This is a genomic window from Alistipes onderdonkii (genome assembly GCF_025145285.1).
Classification (GTDB): Bacteria; Bacteroidota; Bacteroidia; order Bacteroidales; family Rikenellaceae; genus Alistipes; species Alistipes onderdonkii.
In genome coordinates, this window is the sequence record NZ_CP102251.1 from 3,506,635 (window position 1) to 3,521,523 (window position 14,889).

The 14,889-nt window shown below is 62.0% G+C and carries 9 protein-coding genes and 1 tRNA gene; 7 read left to right on the forward strand and 3 right to left on the reverse strand.

The genetic code is table 11. The annotated features are described in order from the left end of the window. Positions 1 to 15: 15 nt before the first annotated feature. From NQ559_RS14530 to NQ559_RS14540, 3 genes are all read right to left on the reverse strand, one after another. Positions 16 to 594 carry a UpxY family transcription antiterminator gene (locus tag NQ559_RS14530; RefSeq protein ID WP_033395228.1) on the reverse strand — a complete coding sequence of 193 codons (579 nt, stop codon included), beginning with the start codon at positions 592 to 594 and terminating at the stop codon, positions 16 to 18. A 448-nt stretch (positions 595 to 1,042) separates the two neighbouring features. Then, on the reverse strand, positions 1,043 to 2,116 hold the full coding sequence (locus NQ559_RS14535) for a nucleotidyltransferase domain-containing protein (protein WP_026318399.1): 1,074 nt from the start codon (positions 2,114 to 2,116) through the stop codon (positions 1,043 to 1,045). Positions 2,117 to 2,240: 124 nt separating this feature from the next. Beyond that, positions 2,241 to 2,313: transfer RNA gene (locus NQ559_RS14540), tRNA-Lys, on the reverse strand. A gap of 131 nt (positions 2,314 to 2,444) precedes the next feature. Here NQ559_RS14540 and NQ559_RS14545 point away from each other — a divergent pair. The 7 genes from NQ559_RS14545 to hutU all read left to right on the forward strand — a co-directional run bounded on the left by NQ559_RS14545 (position 2,445) and on the right by hutU (position 14,875). Beyond that, complete coding sequence (locus NQ559_RS14545) at positions 2,445 to 3,635, forward strand: saccharopine dehydrogenase family protein (protein WP_022333137.1); 1,191 nt, start codon at positions 2,445 to 2,447, stop codon at positions 3,633 to 3,635. A 168-nt stretch (positions 3,636 to 3,803) separates the two neighbouring features. Beyond that, entirely contained in the window at positions 3,804 to 4,922 is a 1,119-nt protein-coding gene (locus tag NQ559_RS14550; protein WP_026318398.1) for an OmpA family protein, read from the forward strand. Between the two features lie 630 nt (positions 4,923 to 5,552). Further along, positions 5,553 to 6,683, forward strand: a complete 1,131-nt coding sequence (gene nspC / locus NQ559_RS14555; RefSeq protein WP_018696078.1) for a carboxynorspermidine decarboxylase — start codon at positions 5,553 to 5,555, stop codon at positions 6,681 to 6,683. Positions 6,684 to 6,702: 19 nt separating this feature from the next. After that, a complete protein-coding gene (locus tag NQ559_RS14560) occupies positions 6,703 to 7,995 on the forward strand; it encodes a cysteate synthase (RefSeq protein ID WP_018696077.1) in 1,293 nt (430 codons plus the stop codon). 467 nt (positions 7,996 to 8,462) lie between these two features. Beyond that, on the forward strand, positions 8,463 to 10,445 hold the full coding sequence (locus NQ559_RS14565) for a TonB-dependent receptor (RefSeq protein WP_018696076.1): 1,983 nt from the start codon (positions 8,463 to 8,465) through the stop codon (positions 10,443 to 10,445). A gap of 705 nt (positions 10,446 to 11,150) precedes the next feature. After that, positions 11,151 to 12,848, forward strand: coding sequence for a glutamate formimidoyltransferase (gene ftcD, locus NQ559_RS14570; protein WP_018696074.1), 1,698 nt, complete (start codon positions 11,151 to 11,153; stop codon positions 12,846 to 12,848). A 5-nt stretch (positions 12,849 to 12,853) separates the two neighbouring features. Beyond that, complete coding sequence (gene hutU / locus NQ559_RS14575; RefSeq protein ID WP_018696073.1) at positions 12,854 to 14,875, forward strand: urocanate hydratase; 2,022 nt, start codon at positions 12,854 to 12,856, stop codon at positions 14,873 to 14,875. Positions 14,876 to 14,889 lie beyond the last annotated feature (14 nt).

Genomic DNA, 14,889 nt, shown 5'->3' on the forward strand with positions numbered 1-14,889 from the left:
GCGTTAATTTTCGAATTAACGTTGCGCAGATTGCGTATGTGTGGGAAGAAGGATCTGCTGATTTATTTTTTCGATATACCTCAGCGGCACGTAAGCCGTCAGTGCGGTGGCTATGTCCTTGATCGCCACGGCGACCTTGCTGTGCCCCTTGTGCCGGATGTAGCGGCCCTCGATCCCGGCGAACACCCCGCCGGTCACGCGGACGGCATCGCCGCTGGCCAGGTCGACGTCCTGCGGTGCCACGATCTCGACATGTTCGTTCCGTGTCGCCACGACCGCCATGAAATCCCGCATCTGGTTGTCCGGTATCACCGTCGGTGCCTTTGTCTCCCGATCCATGATGTAGCGGATCGGCAGGGTGGTGCAGGCCTTGATCTCCTTCAGGCGCACGGCCGAGGTGCAGATGAACAGCAGGTTGTGGATGAGCGGCTCCCAGACCTTGCGCGTCCGCTCCCCGTATGTCCGCCGGGCGAAGTGCATCGGGATATAGCTCTCCACGCCGATGCCGTCCAGATAGCCCTTTACGAGCATCTCGCGACCGTAGGTGACGCGCAATGCGTACCAGCGTTGTTTGTTTTCCGGATTTTCAGCCATGGGCATACCCTAGGGACACCTCCGCATGGGTGCGGTTGTCAAGCGATGAAATAATTGTGTAGGAATACGACTCTTGTCTCATGTACATCCCTACGATAGGGCCTGCGCATTTTTTCCTGTCGAACGCAAAGATACGAATTTTTCCCGCTCCGCCAACAACTCTGCTGCCATGCCGGGAATAGGCCATTCGGCCCGCGTAACAAACAATAAAGGACACAAAAAGGGCTGGATATTCCAGTTTTGCGCCTCTTTATGTCCTTATTTCTTGCCGATATGCACTAAAAAGCGTATACCTTGCGTCGTTTTACGATGCAAATATAGCTCTTTATTTTTAAATCCAAAATATCCGGCAAAAGATTTTCCCGGATCATAGCTGTTTTTGTCCTTTCGCGGCCAGCTTTCTCCGGGGACGGATTCGGCCGGGAATTCCGGCGCCTGCGGCCTGCGGCTACCTGAATACCGTGAATTTCTCGTTCCACTGGCCGCGCACCGTATCGTAATAATATCTCCATACGGGTGTCCGGAGCACTTCGCGCAGCCGCCAGCGGTTCCGGTACGGGCCGGAGAGTTTGCGGAACAAGCGCGGCAGGGGCTTGTCCGGCATCGGCGACAGGGTGAGTACCTCCTCCATGAACCGTCCGAGCATCCCCGCTTCGCATTCCGGGCCCGGAACCTCCGCCCCGAGGTATTCCACGGCGGCGGCCGTCATCAGGTCGGCGAACCTGTCCATGCGGTAGTCCTCCATCGCCGTGCGGAACAGTGCATGGTCGATCTCGTCCCAATGCCGTGTCAGGAAACATGCCCAGTCGCAGAGGTGCCGCAGTACGATCCCTTCCTTCTGGAAATGCACGGCGGCGTGGCGTATCAGGAATATGGCGTTGAACGTCGCCGGGGGCGTCTGTATGCCCGGCGCCAGGCCGTGCGTGCCGTCCTTCTCCAGTAACCGCACCAACAGGGCGTTCAGCTCCCGCTCCGTCCTGTTGCGGCGCACGTTGAGTATTGTCCTGTGGTTTTCTATCAGCACCCCGTCCCAGACGTATTCCGAATGCTTGGGGACGTCGAAATAGAGGTGTGCCCCGATCTCATGCAGGATGCGGTCGCCCTTGTCCGATTGGCCGTAGAGGTAAATGTCGATGTCGCCGCATTCCCGGTGCTCCGGGATAGGGTAGTCGCGGCTCAGCCCGAGCCCTTTGAGCAGCAACATGCGGAGCCCCTCTTCGGAGAACCGCGCTGCGAGTTTTGAGGCCGTTTGCTGCTGGTGGCGGTACCTTTCCTCCAGTTTCTCGGCCGACAGCGCCCAGCGTATGCGGGTTTCGCGCGGCGGTTGCTGTGCTGCGGGCAGCCGGCATATGCCGTCCCACACGACGGCGCTCAGCCCGTGGTCGGCGGCCATGCGGTAAATCCGCTCCCACGATCCCGGCGTGACGGCGGTGCCGGCGGTATCGCTCACGGGGGCGGCCCCGAGGCCCGCTCCGCTGCTTACCAGCCGGATGAAATAAAGGGTATCCTTGTCCAATGGCATTGAAAGGTTTGTCGTCCGATAGTGCCGCAAAGATACGACAATCTTGCGAATAATCAATTATGCAGGAAATTGCGGCTTGCAGCCACGAAAAAACGGCCGCCTTGTTCAAGGCGGCCGTTCTCCGTGATCCCGCTGGGGCTCGAACCCAGGACCCCAACATTAAAAGTGTTGTGCTCTACCAGCTGAGCTACGGAATCTCCGTGTGCCAATCGGAAATTACTTTCCGTTTTGGTGGTGCAAATGTATAGAATATTTTTGTTTTACCAAAATAAAACGATATTTTTGTACTCGTTAATACGAAAAAATAAACTTTAAATCCACAATACCTATGTGTAGAGCGCTAATTATCGGTGCCGGAGGTGTCGGGACGGTCGTCACCCAGAAAATCGCAGCCAATCCCGTCTTTTCGGACGTGATGCTGGCCAGCCGAACCAAATCCAAATGCGATGCCGTTGCGGCGGCCATCGGCGGCAACCGCGTGAAGACCGCCCAGGTCGACGCCGACAATGTGCCGGAGCTCTGCGAGCTGTTCCGCGCCTTCAAACCCGACATCGTCGTCAACGTGGCGCTTCCTTACCAGGATCTGACCATCATGGACGCCTGCCTCGAATGCGGCTGCAATTACCTCGACACGGCCAACTACGAACCCAAGGACGAGGCCCATTTCGAATATTCGTGGCAGTGGGCCTATCAGGATCGTTTCAAGGCCGCCGGGCTCACGGCGATCCTCGGCTGCGGTTTCGACCCCGGCGTGACAGCCATCTTCACGGCCTATGCCGCCAAGCACCATTTCGACGAGATTCACTACCTCGACATCGTGGATTGCAACGCGGGCAACCACGGCATGGCTTTCGCCACGAACTTCAACCCCGAGATCAACATCCGCGAGGTGACGCAGAAAGGGCGTTATTTCGAGAACGGCGAGTGGGTTACCACCGAGCCGCATGAGATACACCGTACGCTCAATTACCCGGGTATCGGCGAGCGCGAGTCGTATGTGATCTACCACGAGGAGCTCGAGTCGCTGGTCAAGAACTATCCGACCATTAGGCGTGCACGTTTCTGGATGACCTTCGGCCAGGAATACCTTACGCACCTGCGCGTCATCCAGAACATCGGCATGGCGCGTATCGACCCGATCATCTATAACGGCGTCGAGATCGTCCCGATCCAGTTCCTCAAGGCGGTGCTGCCCGATCCCAAGTCGCTGGGCGCCAATTACCACGGCCAGACCTCGATCGGCTGCCGTATCCGCGGCATCAAGGACGGCAAGGAGCGCACCTATTATATTTATAACAATTGCGACCACGAACAGGCCTACCGGGAGACCGGGACGCAGGCCGTCAGCTTCACCACGGGCGTACCGGCGGCGCTGGGCGCGTCGATGTGGGCCAAGGGGCTCTGGCGCGGTGCCGGCGTGTTCAATGTCGAGGAGTTCGATCCCGATCCGTTCCTGGCCGAGCTCGGCCAGCAGGGGCTTCCGTGGCACGAACTGTTCGACGTGGACATCGAGCTCTGACGCGCAGGGCGGTAAATTCCCAAAAAGGGGATCGGTTCATGGCCGATCCCCTTTTTCCGGTCTTATTATGCCGTATTTTCGGTCGCAACGTGAAACTTGTACCCTTTGTTGTATTATATATGATACATTTTTATTATATTTGGGCGTCAATTAACCCATTTGAATAGTATGAAAATGAAATGTATCCTATGTGCCGTCGCCGCACTTGCGATGTGCTCGACATCCCTGTCCGCTGCTCCTGCGGAGGAAAAAGAGAAAGTGGAGTTCAAACGCCATTGGTTCATGCAGGTACAGGCGGGTGCCGCCTATACGCTCGGCGAAGTGGATTTCGGCAAGCTGGTATCCCCGGCGGTGGCGCTTTACGCCGGGCACCGGTTCTCGCCCGCGTGGGGCCTGCGCTTCGGCCTGAGCGGCTGGCAGAGCAAAGGCGCCTGGGTCTCGCCCGAGTCGGTCTACCAGTATAAATATTTGCAGGGCAACGTCGATGTGACGCTCGACCTGGCCAACCTGTTCGGCAAGTTCAACTACCGCCGCACGGTCAATCCTTACCTGTTCGCGGGTGTGGGCGTGAACGGGGCGTTCGGCAACGACGAAGCCAACGCCCTCGACGACCAGGGCTATACGCTCCAGAACGTGTGGTCGGGTAGCAAGGTCTTCGTGGCCGGACGCCTGGGGCTGGGCGTCGATTTCCGCTTTTCGGACTGCGTGTCGTTCGGCGTGGAACTGAATACCAACATGCTTTCCGACAAATACAACTCGAAGAAGGCCGGGAACCTCGACTGGCAGTTCAATGCGCTGGTCGGGTTCACCTTCCGCTTCGGCAAGAACTATAAGAAATCGCGTCCGGCAGTCGCCGCTGCGCCCGTAACCCCCGCCCGGACTACCGAGCCCGCCCAAAAGGAGGAACCTGCCGTGCAGGAGCCCGCTCCCGTGCAGGTTCCGGTGACGAAGGCCGCCGAGAAGCCGGCAGCACTGCGTGAAAATATCTTCTTCCGTATCGGTTCGGCGCAGATCCGCACCTCCGAACAGGCGAAGGTCGCGGCGCTTGCCGAGTACCTGAAGGCCAATCCTTCCGCCCGGATCGAGATTGTCGGCTATGCCGATGCCGCTACGGGTTCGCACGCCCTCAACCTGAAACTCTCGCGGCAGCGTGCCGCGGGCGTCGCAGCGGCATTGGAACAGGCCGGCATCGCTGCCGATCGCATCGCTGCCGAGGGTAGGGGCGACACCGTCCAGCCTTTCCCCGGGGTCGAACAGAACCGTGTGAGCATCTGCATCGCCCAATAAACAGGGCGGGGCAGTGTCCCTTGCGGCGGCAGATTCCCTGCCGCCGCCTTTTTTTGCCCTGCATTTCCGCCTCCGCCCCGTTGGCCGCCCTGATTTACCGGCTGCCGCCTCGTTTTACTTGCCTGCCGCTTCCGCCGCCTCGTTTTACTTGCCTGCCGCTTCCGCCGCCTCTTTTCACGTTCGACGCCAGTGTCTTGTCGTCCGCCGCGTTTGTCATCTCGCTGTCGCCGCCTCCCGGTTCCGGCAAGACAGAACATCGTTTCTGTGCCTTCCGGTCGCCATCGCGCAGGCCGTTTCTTGACCCCGTCCGCCGCGCTTGTCATCTCGCTGCCGCCGCTTCCCGGTTCCGGCAAGACAGAACATCGTTTCTGTGCCTTCCTGCCGCCATCGCGCAGGCCGTTTCTTGACCCCGTCCGCCGCATTTCCCGCCTGTACTTCTGCCGTGTCTTTCAGCCGCAGGCCGCAAGACGGTAAGTATAAATACCTATTTCGCCGAAATTCCCCCTCGGGGCGTCATGGTTTAGCCGGTAATTTGCTATTTTTGCATCGTTTTGAGCGTCTCCGCCGTGCCGGGCAGCACCGTTTCCGGGCGGAGGGGACGAGGGATCGAATCCAATTGAAAACATTTCGATGATTGACTTCTTGAAGCTGCCTTCTCCGTGCTACGTCCTCGACGAGACGTTGCTGGATCGCAATCTGGCCGTGATCGACCGCGTGCGCCGCGAGTCGGGCGCCGAAATTATCGTAGCCCTGAAGGCCTGCGCCATGTGGAGCATTTTCCCCGAGCTGGCACGCCATTCCGACGGTGCCACGGCGAGTTCCGCCGCCGAAGCGAGGCTTGTATTCGAGGAGTACGGCAAGCCTGCGCACACCTACGCTCCCGTCTATACCGACCGCAATATCGATGAGATACTCCGTTGCAGCGACCATATCACCTTCAACTCGGTCGCGCAGTTCGAGCGCTTCGGGCCGATGGCGCTGTTGCGCGGCATTTCGTGCGGCCTGCGCATCAACCCGCAGTATTCGCCCGTGGAGACCGACCTTTATAACCCTTGTGTCCCCGGCTCGCGCCTCGGCGTTACGGCCGATGAACTGAACGATCTTCCCGCCGGGATCGACGGGCTGCACTTCCACGTGTTGTGCGAGTCGCGCCCGCACCACCTGAAGCTGGCGCTGGAAGCCGTCGAAAAGCATTTCGGGCAATACCTCGACCGGATCGGGTGGCTCAACATGGGCGGCGGGCACCTGATGACCCACGCCGAATACGACTGCGACGAGCTGATCGCCCTGCTGCGCGATTTCAAGTCCCGCCATCCCCGCCTGCGGCTGATCCTCGAACCGGGCAGCGCCTTCACCTGGAGGACGGGCTGCCTCGTCTCGACGGTCGAGGACATCGTCGAAAATGCCGGCGTGCATACGGCGATGCTCGACGTGTCGTTCGCCTGCCATATGCCCGACTGTCTCGAAATGCCCTATAAACCGGCCATCGTCGGGGCGCACGAACCCGCCGAAGGGGAGAAACGCTGGCGCATGGGCGGCACGAGCTGCCTTGCCGGCGACTACTGCGGCGACTGGGCCTTCGACCACGAACTGAAAGTCGGCGAGCGCATCGTCTTCGAAGATATGATCCACTATACGATGGTCAAGACCACGATGTTCAACGGCGTGGCGCACCCCTCGATCGTCATCGCCCGCCGCGACGGGCGCACGGACGTCATCCGCGAATTCGGCTACGAGGATTTCCGCAACCGCATGTCGTAAATTACACAAACGCATATAAATGAAAGATTTTACACCTACCTCCTACACGCTCGAATGTGTCGCTACGGGGCGTGAGTTCGAGGACACGGGCTGGATGCTCTCCGATCCGCAGTGCAAGACGCCCTCGCTCATCCGCGCGAAATATGCCCGCAGGCAGCTCGAAGTGAAACCCGCCGAATACGGTCTTTACCGGTTCTGCGACTGGATGCCCGTGCGGCGTATCCTCAAGGGCTCCTCGGCGCCCGTCACCTACAAAAGCAAGGGGCTTGCCGCCCACCTCGGGCTGGAAAACCTCTGGATCACGTTCAACGGTTACTATCCGGCCATCGGCGCCACGATGTCTACCTGTTCGTTCAAGGAGACCGAGGCTTATTCGGTCTGCGGGCGTGCCGCCGAACACGAGGATCGCGTCCTTGTGGTCGCCTCGGCGGGCAATACGGCCCGCGCCTTCGCCAAGGTGTGTTCCGACAACAATATCAAGCTGCTCCTGTCGGTGCCCTACGACAATATCGGGGCGCTGTGGTTCGAGCATCCGCTCGACCCCTGCGTGAAACTCATCTCGTGTGCGGCGGGCGGCGACTATTTCGACGCCATCCACCTGAGCGACCTCGCCCTCAAGGGCCCCGGGTTCTATGCCGAAGGCGGCGCGAAGAACATCGCCCGCCGCGACGGCATGGCCACGACGGTACTTTCGGCCGTGACGACCATCGGCCGCATCCCCGACTACTATTTCCAGGCCGTGGGCAGCGGTACGGGCGCCATTGCCGCCTGGGAGGCCAACATGCGCCTGATCGGGGACGGCCGCTTCGGGACGAATACCATGAAACTCATGGTGTCGCAGAATGCGCCGTTCGTGCCGATGTACGACGCATGGCAGGCCGATTCGCGCAAGATGCTGCCCTACGAGGACGACAAGGCGCGCCGCGATGCGGAGATCATCGACGCCAAGGTGCTCTCCAACCGCCGCCCGCCCTACGGCATCACCGGCGGGCTTTACGATGCGCTGAAAGCCACGGGCGGAGAGTTCTTCGTCTCGACGAACGCCATGGCGCGCAAGGCGCGCAAGCTTTTCCACGAACTGGAGGGCGTGGACATCTACTCTGCGGCGGGCGTAGCACTGGCTTCGCTCATCAACGCCGTCGCCGCGGGCAAGGTCGAAAAGGATGCCACCGTCATGCTTAACGTCACGGGCGGCGGCGAGGAGCATTTCAAGGAGGGCAAGGAGCTCTGGTACCTCAGGCCCAGCCATGTATTCCCGCTCGAACCCGACACGGACGACGTGGTCGCCAAAGTCGAGGCGCTCTTCAACTGATCCCCGATACGATCCGGCTCCGGCCGGATCTTTTTTTCGGGCCGTCGCGTCCCGGATGCCGCCCCGCGGCAAGGGGGCGGCAGCTCCGTACTTTGGCCCCGTTTCCCGTCCGCTGCCTCGCCCGTTTCACGGCGCCGGCGCGAGTCCTGGTCTGCCCCGGTATAGTCCTGTATTCCGAGTGCCCCGTCTTGCCCGCCTCCAATCCGCTTTCCTGCCCGTTTCACGACGCTTGCGCGTGTTCCTGTACGTTTCCCTGCCCCGACCCTGTATTCCGGGCGGGACACTGTCCCTGTCCGCTGCCTGCCGCATGTGCCGGTGCATTTTCCGGTGCCGGGAAAGAAAACGGCCGCAAAGGCCGGAATACTGCCGGAAACTATTATCTTTGCAGCGGTTTCCGGAGGGCGGCGCGCAGCCGGGCCTCTCACCGGGAGCTCCGATTTTTTTATTATTAACCCAACAAATTCAAGATGAAAAACATCCGAACCAAGCAGACTCCCTGCTTCAGGCGTTGGAGCCGCAAGGGCTGGGCAGCCTTTGCGAGCCTGCACCGCCATGTAACCATCGGAGTCCTCGCCGTGACGATGTCGATCCTCTTGCTCGCGACGCAACATGCGTCTGCGCACGATGCCGATACGGCCGCCGTCCTCAAAACGCTGAGGATCGACGAGGTCGGCATTTCGGGCAGCCAGTCTGCCCCGACGCGCAGCGTACAGTCGCAAACCCCGCTTTTCGACCGGAAAGCACAGGCCGCAGCGCCCGTCCAGACCCTGGAGTCCGCCCTGCGCCTCGCACCTTCGGTCGATATCCGCGAACGCGGGGGCAAGGGCATGCAGGCCGACATCTTCATCCGTGGGGGCTCTTTCGACCAGACCATGGTACTTCTCAACGGCATCGACTTCACCGATGCCCGCACCGGGCACCAGTCCCATTCGCTGCCCGTCGACATCGACTGCATTTCGGCCGTCGACCTGTTGGACGGCGTGCCGGGCGTCGGGGCCTTTGCCGGGGCGGTGAATATCCGCACGGCGCCCCTGAAACCCACCTACCTGCGTTTCGAGGGCGCCGGCGGCCAGCACGGCTACGCCTATGCGAACCTTTCGGGCGCCGTGACTTCGGGCCGTTTCTCGCTGCTCGCCGCCGGTTCATACCGTCGCAGCGACGGCTACCGCCACAATACCGATTTCGCCAATTACAACGCTTTCGTGCGTGCGACCTACGAGGCTTCACGCGCCGGGTTCTTCGACCTGCAGGCCGGTTACCAGAACCGCACGTTCGGTTCCAACGGCTTCTATGCGGCCTATAACCCCGACCAGTGGGAGGCGACCTCCACGGCATTGGCGTCGCTGCGCTGGTTGAAACAGGCCGGGCGCTTCTCGTTCGGCGCTTCGGCGAGCTACCGCAAGAATTTCGACCGTTACGACTGGACGCGCGGCACGGCGATGAACCGCCACAATACCGACAACGTCGGTGCCCGGCTGTGGGCGGATTACGACTGGCGGGCGGGTACGACCTCGCTCGGCGGCGATTATGCCTTCAACCACATTTACAGCACCAATCTCGGCGAGGCGCTCTCCCGGCCGCACGGCCGCTATACGCACGCCAAGGCGCGCAGTACGGGCAACCTCTGGCTGCGCCATGCCAAACAGTGGCGGCGGTTCGACCTCGCGGCTTCTGCGGGCATCAGCCTCACGCCCTACGGCACTTCGGCGTTGTGGAGCCTCTCGGGCGGCTATACGCCCGCCGCGGGGCTGCACCTCGGCATCGGGGCGTTCCAGTCGATGCGCCTGCCGACCTTCACCGACCTTTACTATACTTCCCCGGCACAGATCAACAACCTTGACCTGACGCCGGAAAGGGCTGTCACTTATCTGTTTGATGCCGGTTATGTGAAGAACAGCTGGAGGTTGTCGCTGCAGACCTACTACCGTGCCGGCCGCGACATCATCGACTGGGTGTGGCGTGAGGATATGGGCGACAAGTGGCACTCCGAGCAGACCAGCCGCCTCGACACCTACGGCATTGAGCTTTCGGGCGGTTATACGGTCGCCGACGGCTTTCTGCGCCGCGTGACGCTTTCCTACGGTTATATTACCACCGACCGCAACAGCGACATCATCGCCAGGGGGGCGATGGATTACATGCGCCACAAGGCGGCGCTGGCCGTCGAGGTGCATTTCCTGCGCCGCATGTCGCTGGCACTCACGGCGTCGGTCTACGACCGCAACGGCAGCTACACGCACTATCCCGTGCCGGGCGACCCGTCCCTCTCCGAGGTGCGCGATTACGAGCCTTATTTTCTGCTCGACGGCCGCCTCCAGTGGGAGAAAGGCATCTGCCGGCTTTATGTCGATGCGACGAACATCACCGATTCCCGCTACTGCGACCTGGGCGGCATCCCGCTGCCCGGGGCGTGGGTCACGGCGGGCGTGGCGCTGACCATCGGCCACTGATACGCTCCCTTCCGGCTGCATTCCGGCCCGTCGCCTCGCGCGGCGGGCTTTTTTTTGCCGGTTGGCCGCCAGCCGTGCGCAGCGTTTCTTCGGGGCTTTCGCCGGACGGGCAGCGGTTTCGGGGAGGGTATTCCGGCCCGCTCCCTGCGGCTATGGGCTTTTCTGCGGCGGGGCTGCCGCTCGTCCCGAATGACGGGCAATATCCGTTGCCTTATCCCGCTGCCTGCTTGCGCGGCGGGCTTTTTTGTCGTTTGGCTGCCGGTCGTGCGCAGCGTTTCTTCGGGCTTCTCGCCGGACGGGCAGCGGTTTTGGGGAGGTTATTCCGGCCCGCTCCCTGCGCCAGCGGGTTTTTCGGGGCGGGGCTTTCTCTTCTCCCTGCAGGGTGGACAGCCGGGGAAATGGGGTGCAGGATAGCGCACCATCTTCGAGGGGGGCTTCCCGTACCTCCCGATTTCCCCAATCTTTCCGATTTCCCTGTTCTTTCCGAAATCTTCCCCTCCTTTCCCCCCCCCGTTTTCCTGCACCGCGTGACCCGCCGCTCGCTTTTTCTCCCTGCGGGAATTTCCGGCTCCGTGCCCGCCTCTCCTGCGAAAAACCCCGGAAACTGCTGTTTCAGAATCCGGAGTGGCTTTTTTCGTTACGATTTTTTCGTATTTCTCCCGGATTTTCTTTATCTTTGAAAGTATAAATCTAACCTCATTACCTATGGAAAAGCGTATCGTGGAGTGCGTCCCTAATTTCAGCGAGGGGCGCGACAAGGCAATAATCCGCCAGATCACATCGGCCATCGAATCCTCCGGGGGCGTCAAGCTGCTGGACGTGGATCCCGGCGAGGCGACCAACCGGACTGTCGTCACGTTCGTCGGCTCGCCCGAAGCGGTCGTCGAAGCCGCCTTTGCGGGGGTGAAGAGGGCTGCCGAGCTGATCGACATGCGCCGTCACAAGGGGGCGCACCCGCGCATGGGGGCTACCGACGTGCTGCCGCTGATCCCGATTTGCGGCATCACACTCGCCGAGTGCGCCGAGCTGGCCCGCAAACTGGCCGAACGCATCGCCGCTGAACTGCATGTCCCGACCTATTGCTACGAGGCCGCGGCCTTCACCCCCGAGCGGCGTAACCTTGCGGTCTGCCGTGCCGGGGAGTACGAGGCGTTGCCCGAGAAACTGGCGCACAAGGAGACGGCCCCCGATTTCGGGGCGCGGCCGTTCGACGACGGGGTAGCCCGCACGGGTGCCACGACCGTCGGTGCGCGCGATTTCCTGATCGCCGTGAATTTCAACCTCAATACCACCTCCACGCGCCGCGCCAACGCCATTGCGTTCGACGTGCGCGAGAAGGGGCGCCCCGTGCGCGAGGGCAACCCCGTCACGGGCAAGGTCGTAAAGGATGCCGCCGGCAATCCCGTCATGCAGCCCGGCACACTTCCGGCCACGAAGGCTATCGGTTGGTTCATCGAGGAATACGGCATCGCACAGGTGTCGATGAACATCACCGACATCGCCACCACGCCGCTCCACGTGGCCTTCGACGAGGTGTGCCGCAAGGCCGACGCCCGCGGCGTGCGCGTCACGGGCACCGAAATCGTCGGGCTCGTCCCCAAACGTGCGCTCATCGAGGCCGGGAAATATTTCCTGCGCAAACAACGCCGTTCGACGGGTATCGCCGAGCAGGAGATCGTTCGTATCGCCGTCAGGTCGATGGGGTTGGATGACCTCAAACCTTTCGACCCCGCCGAGAAAGTAATCGAATATCTGCTTGAAGCGGAGGATAAGCAAAAACGGCTTATCGACATGACCTGCAAGGGGTTTGCCGAAGAGACTGCGAGCGAATCTCCGGCACCGGGCGGCGGTTCGATCGCGGCCTACATGGGAGCGCTGGGCGCAGCCCTCGGCACGATGGTCGCCAACCTCTCGTCGCATAAGGCGGGGTGGGACGACCGCTGGGAGGAGTTTTCCGATTGGGCCGACCGGGGACAGGCGTTGCTCGGGGAGTTGCTGCACCTCGTGGACGAGGATACGGCGGCGTTCAACCGCATCATGGCCGTCTTCGCCATGCCCAAGTCGACGGACGAGGAGAAGGCCGCCCGCAGCGCGGCCCTGCAGGAGGCGACGCTCTATGCGACGCAGGTGCCCCTGCGGACGATGAAGACGGCCTTCGGGGTTTTCGAAATCGTGCGTGCCATGGCAGCCGTCGGCAACCCCAACTCGGTGTCCGACGCGGGCGTCGGGGCGCTGGCCGCCCGCAGCGCCGTGCTGGGCGCAGGCCTCAATGTCCGGATCAATGCCGCCGGGCTGAAAGACCGTGCCGCGGCCGATGCGCTCGTGGCCGAAGCCGACCGCCTTGCGGCCGAGGCCGAACGGGCCGAGCGCGAGGTGTTGGAGATAGTAGCAAGTAAAATCTGAGCGATATGACACTGCAAGAGTTCCAGAATGACATCCGCGCGGGCATTCCCGACCGGCTGCCCGCCGCTAAACCCTATGACAAACAGATCAACCACGCGCCCAAGCGCAAGGGGATACTCACGCCCGAGGAGGAGGTGCTGGCGATCCGGAACGCACTGCGTTATTTCCCCGCGAAGCACCACGCCACGCTGGCCAGGGAGTTTGCCGAGGAGCTGCGCAAATACGGGCGCATCTACATGTACCGCCTGCGTCCCGACTACGAGATGTATGCGCGGCCGATCGACGAATATCCCTGCCGCTGCCGCCAGGCCGCGGCTGTGATGCTGATGATCCAGAACAACCTGGACAAGGCCGTGGCGCAGCATCCCCACGAGCTGATCACCTACGGCGGCAACGGCGCCGTGTTCCAGAACTGGGCGCAGTACCGCCTGACGATGAAGTACCTGTCGGAGATGACCGACCGCCAGACGCTGGTGATGTACTCGGGGCACCCGCTGGGGTTGTTTCCGTCGCATCCCGATGCCCCGCGCGTCGTGGTGACCAACGGCATGGTGATCCCCAACTATTCGAAGCCCGACGACTGGGAGCGCATGAACGCCCTCGGGGTGTCGCAGTACGGCCAGATGACGGCCGGCTCCTATATGTATATCGGCCCGCAGGGGATCGTCCACGGCACCACCATCACGGTGATGAACGCCGCGCGCAAGCGTTTCTCCGGCGGCCGCAAGGATGCCCGGGGAATGCTTTTCGTCTCCTCGGGGCTGGGCGGCATGTCCGGGGCGCAGCCCAAGGCGGGCAATATCTCGGGCGTGGTGAGCGTCATCGCCGAAATTAACCCCAAGGCGGCGCAGAAACGCTACGAGCAGGGATGGGTCGACGAGATGTACGATTCGCTCGACGCCCTGGTTCCCCGCATCCGCGAGGCCTGCCGTGCCCGCGAGGTGGTCTCGATGGCCTATGTGGGCAACGTCGTCGACCTTTGGGAAAGGCTGGCGGCCGAGGAGATTGCCGTAGACCTGGGTTCCGACCAGACCTCGCTCCACAACCCCTGGGCGGGCGGCTACTACCCCGTGGACGTAAGCTACGAGGCTTCGAACAAGATGATGGCCGAGGAGCCCGCCCGCTTCCGCGAGTGCGTGCAGGAGTCGCTGCGCCGCCAGGTCGACGCCATCAACAAACTCACCGCGCGGGGGATGTATTTCTTCGACTATGGCAACGCCTTCCTGCTGGAAGCCTCGCGCGCCGGGGCTGCCGTGATGGGCGAGGGCGGCCGTTTCCGTTATCCCTCCTATGTGCAGGACATCATGGGGCCGATGTTCTTCGACTACGGCTTCGGCCCGTTCCGCTGGGTCTGCACCTCGGGCCGCCCCGAAGACCTCGAGCTCACCGACCGCCTCGCCGCCGAAGTATTGGAGGAGATTCGCGCCACGGCGCCTGCCGAGATCGCCGGGCAGCTCGACGACAACATCCACTGGATCCGCGAGGCCGGCCGTAACCGGCTGGTCGTCGGTTCGCAGGCGCGTATCCTCTATGCCGACAGCGAGGGGCGCACACGGATCGCACAGGCCTTCAACCGGGCTGTGGCCGACGGGCGTCTCTCGGCCCCCGTCGTGCTGGGCCGCGACCACCACGACGTGTCGGGCACCGACTCGCCCTACCGCGAGACGTCGAACATCTACGACGGCTCGAACCTCACGGCCGACATGGCCGTGCAGAACGTCATCGGCGACTCGTTCCGCGGCGCCACGTGGGTGTCGATCCACAATGGCGGCGGCGTAGGCTGGGGCGAGGTCATCAACGGCGGCTTCGGCATGGTGGTCGACGGCTCGGAAGATGCCGACCGCCACATCCGGGAGATGCTGCTGTGGGATGTCAACAACGGCATCGCCCGCCGCAGCTGGGCGCGCAACGAGGGTGCCATGTCGGCCATCCGCCGCGAGATGGAACGCACCCCCGGCCTGCAGGTCACGCTGCCCAATGTCGCCGATGAGGAATTGATACGTAATATATTGAAAGAAAACGAATAAATCCCTATCACTTC

Excerpts from the sequence above, each read along its gene's own strand:
- NQ559_RS14560 (WP_018696077.1), top strand. The coding sequence starts at position 6,703 with ATGAAAGATTTTACACCTACCTCCTACACGCTCGAATGTGTCGCTACG.
- nspC (WP_018696078.1), top strand. The coding sequence starts at position 5,553 with ATGATTGACTTCTTGAAGCTGCCTTCTCCGTGCTACGTCCTCGACGAG.
- hutU (WP_018696073.1), top strand. The coding sequence starts at position 12,854 with ATGACACTGCAAGAGTTCCAGAATGACATCCGCGCGGGCATTCCCGAC.
- NQ559_RS14550 (WP_026318398.1), top strand. The coding sequence starts at position 3,804 with ATGAAAATGAAATGTATCCTATGTGCCGTCGCCGCACTTGCGATGTGC.
- NQ559_RS14535 (WP_026318399.1), bottom strand. The coding sequence starts at position 2,116 with ATGCCATTGGACAAGGATACCCTTTATTTCATCCGGCTGGTAAGCAGC.
- NQ559_RS14545 (WP_022333137.1), top strand. The coding sequence starts at position 2,445 with ATGTGTAGAGCGCTAATTATCGGTGCCGGAGGTGTCGGGACGGTCGTC.
- ftcD (WP_018696074.1), top strand. The coding sequence starts at position 11,151 with ATGGAAAAGCGTATCGTGGAGTGCGTCCCTAATTTCAGCGAGGGGCGC.
- NQ559_RS14530 (WP_033395228.1), bottom strand. The coding sequence starts at position 594 with ATGGCTGAAAATCCGGAAAACAAACAACGCTGGTACGCATTGCGCGTC.
- NQ559_RS14565 (WP_018696076.1), top strand. The coding sequence starts at position 8,463 with ATGAAAAACATCCGAACCAAGCAGACTCCCTGCTTCAGGCGTTGGAGC.